Raw genomic sequence first — 3,420 nt, 5'->3', positions numbered from 1 at the left:
ACTCCTGCATAACCTTCAGCATCGCTGTCGTTTCTGAGATGGCGCGAAGGCATTGGAGAAATATGCCCTGAACCTCCGCCAAGACCTGGATCACCTCAGGAGACAGCTCCTGAGGTTCCTTGGTGGGTTCGTGCTCGTCAATCGACATTGACGGAATGGTCGTCGTCTTGAAAAACTAAAACGATTCCATGACAAGGCAATCTGAAAAATCTATCTAAGGTCACGGCCCCAATTCGAACAAACTAGTCTTTAACTACGATTCAAGACGATCTTCCCTCAAGCAAATATACTGTTGAAGCGATGGTGGCGATTGCAAAAGGCTCGCACAATCGGATCTGAGTATCAGCTGCCGACGATGCGACGCTATCCAACATCGCAGCATCGATGGATATGAATGGGTGAGGCTAGAACAGCAAGCGCTGGGCATTTGCCTCATTCGACGAATCACTATCGATCCATGCCAGAGCGACACGCGGATCGATTCCGGCAACATCAATGAGTCTGTCTGGATTCAGGATACGAAGGCGCCGATAGTGAAATTCGGCTACCCTGTCATTTCGTAAGTCTCGCAATACCCGATTAACATGAACATGGGTGAGACCCGTCGCGTCACCAATGTGCTCCTGTGTCAACGGCAGATACATTTCCTCACTGCGATGTCCGGGCCAACGCAGCCGACATCGAATGAACAGCTCGAGGAGCAAGTATGCCACTCGCTCTCGTGCGGAACGTCGACCCATACTGGACAAATGGTCGTAGGCGAAGCTACGATCTTGTGAGATGAGACCCGCAAGCTGCATTCCGATCTCAGGGTTGTTCATAGCAAGACGTCCAAGATTCGAATGCGGAATGATGCCGATGGTCGCGTCGGTGAGAGCCTGCGCGCTATAGTTCATCACTGAACCCTGTGTAGGAATAAAGGCCAGCACGGCTCCTGGCAGGGCGAACTGGAAAATTTGCCGGCGACCATCCTCCATCAAACTATACAGGGCAACCCACCCGTTGATGAGGCTGTAGATCGCATCGCCTTCCTCGCCGATGCGGAATAGATCGCACCCGGCTTTGACCTGACGATCGGCCGACCTGTAGCGGTCGGCTATACGCAACCCGACCGCGGTGCGGTCAGGATCAAAATCATCCCCACGCAGCGGACCGCTCTGACGATTTGAGGGGATCTTTCTCGCCACACTCATGGAATTTAACATTTTCACGACTCCCGAAGGCTGAGCACACATATCTCATCAAGGGCGGGTTCGAGAACCAAACCCCGCGACGTCAATTGTCCCCGATCGAACGCCGCTCGATCGCGAAAGATGGCGATGGCGTGTTCGATCGAGAGCTTGATAAGAGTGTGGTTCGGGGAGGTCGAAACTGACTGTCCGATTGAATCAAAGACAGGTACGTCTGTGGAGGTGGAAAATCCAATTTCAAAATGAGATTCTGAGCCGCGGACCAGTCCGCAGAAATCATACCCGCCGTACAGCCAGGACAGCACGAGCCTACCCCAAAGCCGTAGTGATGGCCTGACTTGTCATCATAACAGGCGACGGTCATGATAGCAGGCTTAGCGACCGAAGCTGCTACAGCGGATTGCTTTGCGATCAATTTGGTCGTGGCTTGCGTAGCATGCGGTGCGGGGTTGTTGCGATCTTGACACGCATGCGATGGCGCGATGGTCCCAAACGTGAGCAGAATCAAGATCACCGCAACAAGCACTGCCCAGTTCAACACGACACCGCCGCACTCAAAAAACGAGTCTGCGGTGTCGGGTCGATTTGGCGTTGGCAAAGCAAACATGCCGCGCTCGTCGAATTTCCGGGTGACAGTACCTATATATACCAATAATCGTGACTGGCGCACAGCCGCTTGATCTGAATCAATTCGCGCCGACTACAGAAATCTCAGTATCACAAAAATTCGATGTCTGATCGAGATTAAGGTTAGAAGTTCGGGTCTTGCCTATTTTTAAGGAATGTTGAACGCCCGCAGGGAACCAGTGGCAGACACAGCATCCGGCCGATCGGCCGCGCAGATTGCTGTACTGGTGATGAATTCCGGATTCACATCGCTGCTGTGTCCATTTTTCGAAAAGTGTGATGGTGTCTTGCTCATTGATGCGGTCAATGGCTCGAAAGAATTTCGTCCACGGAAGCGCTTGGACGCCCAATCGATGTGTGACCTTATTCTGGAATTGAAGCCTAGGCGAGTGATCTGCGGATTCATCGATAAGCCCGAAAGGCAGCGGCTACACGCCGCGGGCATCGACGTTCGCCTCGGCGCTTGTAATTGTACCGTCGATGAGCTTGTGACCTCATTTTCCGGTTTACCAAGGGCTTGATGGACTGGCTCTCGTCGCGAGTCTTCATGCATCGGCGAACCCGCGTCGCAGCTACATCATGATGTTGTCCGTAGCGCCATTGTCGACTCCAAGCTGGTCCTGGTTCGATACGCCAACCTTCCTTATGATGCTGCCGCGTATGCGCCTAGATAGCTACTCGCAGCTTTGACAATCAGCCGATTTGTCCGGTGGCGTGACCCCTCGGTGCTCGCGGACGCCAACCACCCCCGAATATCATCCACACCAGATAGAGGGACATCAGCGCGCCGCCGAACCCAACTGGCACGTGGTACGCATGACGGTCGGTTATTGGCCCATCTCCTCGTTTCTGAATTTCAGTTGATGGGTTCGAACAACTGCTTTCACAGATAGAGAGTCTGGACGTAACGCAGATCGATTGCGGCACATCCGAACTGTTAAACTGATTACTGCGGAACGTGAACGCGAGAGCTTAACCTACATTAATGTCGGACCAACGCATTGGCTCTATTTCAACATCGCGGCGAGCGAATGAATAGCATGTCCATTGCAAACGACACACCGGCAAAAAATCTCGCACACGCGCCCGCTAAACGACCGAGTTGGGGTGTCAAAAACTGGGGGCTATTGCTTGCCATTTTAGCTCTGCTCGTTGTCTTGCTGCTACCAACACCGGCGACGCTCCCGGTGGCAGGCCACCGCATGCTCGCGATTCTCGCGTTCGCGGTCATCGCGTGGATGACCGAGTCGATCGACTATGCGGTGTCCGCTATCGTCATCGCGGTGCTTATGGCCCTTCTGCTGGGATTTTCCCCCAACGTCACAAATCCTTCGGTTCTAATCGGCACGAGCGCTGGCTTAGGTCTCGCGTTCAGCGGCTTCGCCAACACGGCTCTCGTCCTCGTTGCCGCGGCGCTATTTCTCGCCGCAGCGATGACGGCCACCGGCCTCGACAAACGGATCGCTCTCGCGATTCTTTCGCGAGTCGGCGTGGAGACGCATCGTGTCGTGCTTGGCACGATTCTGGTCGGATTCGTCATCGCGTTCCTGGTACCGTCGACTACCGCGCGCGTGGCCTGCCTGGTGCCGATAACGCTCGGGAT

2 protein-coding genes are annotated in these 3,420 nt (G+C 54.2%); one reads left to right on the top strand and one right to left on the bottom strand.

Annotation, left to right across the window (positions count from 1 at the left end):
• Positions 1-404: 404 nt before the first annotated feature.
• Positions 405-1,205 (bottom strand): Crp/Fnr family transcriptional regulator, encoded by an 801-nt coding sequence (locus tag BN32_RS00135; protein WP_162161292.1) that lies wholly within the window; start codon positions 1,203-1,205, stop codon positions 405-407.
• A 1,643-nt stretch (positions 1,206-2,848) separates the two neighbouring features.
• Between BN32_RS00135 and BN32_RS27360 the strand changes: the two genes are divergently transcribed.
• Positions 2,849-3,420, top strand: a 572-nt coding sequence (locus BN32_RS27360) for an SLC13 family permease (RefSeq protein WP_347334365.1), incomplete at its 3' end; no start/stop codon positions are given.

This window comes from Afipia birgiae 34632, assembly GCF_000308295.2.
In the GTDB taxonomy this organism is placed as follows: domain Bacteria; phylum Pseudomonadota; class Alphaproteobacteria; order Rhizobiales; family Xanthobacteraceae; genus Afipia; species Afipia birgiae.
Note: the sequence above shows the minus strand (reverse complement) of the source record. Positions and strands in the feature narration are given on the sequence as shown.

Coding starts and splice junctions, on each gene's coding strand:
- BN32_RS00135 (WP_162161292.1), bottom strand. CDS start 1,205: ATGTTAAATTCCATGAGTGTGGCGAGAAAGATCCCCTCAAATCGTCAG.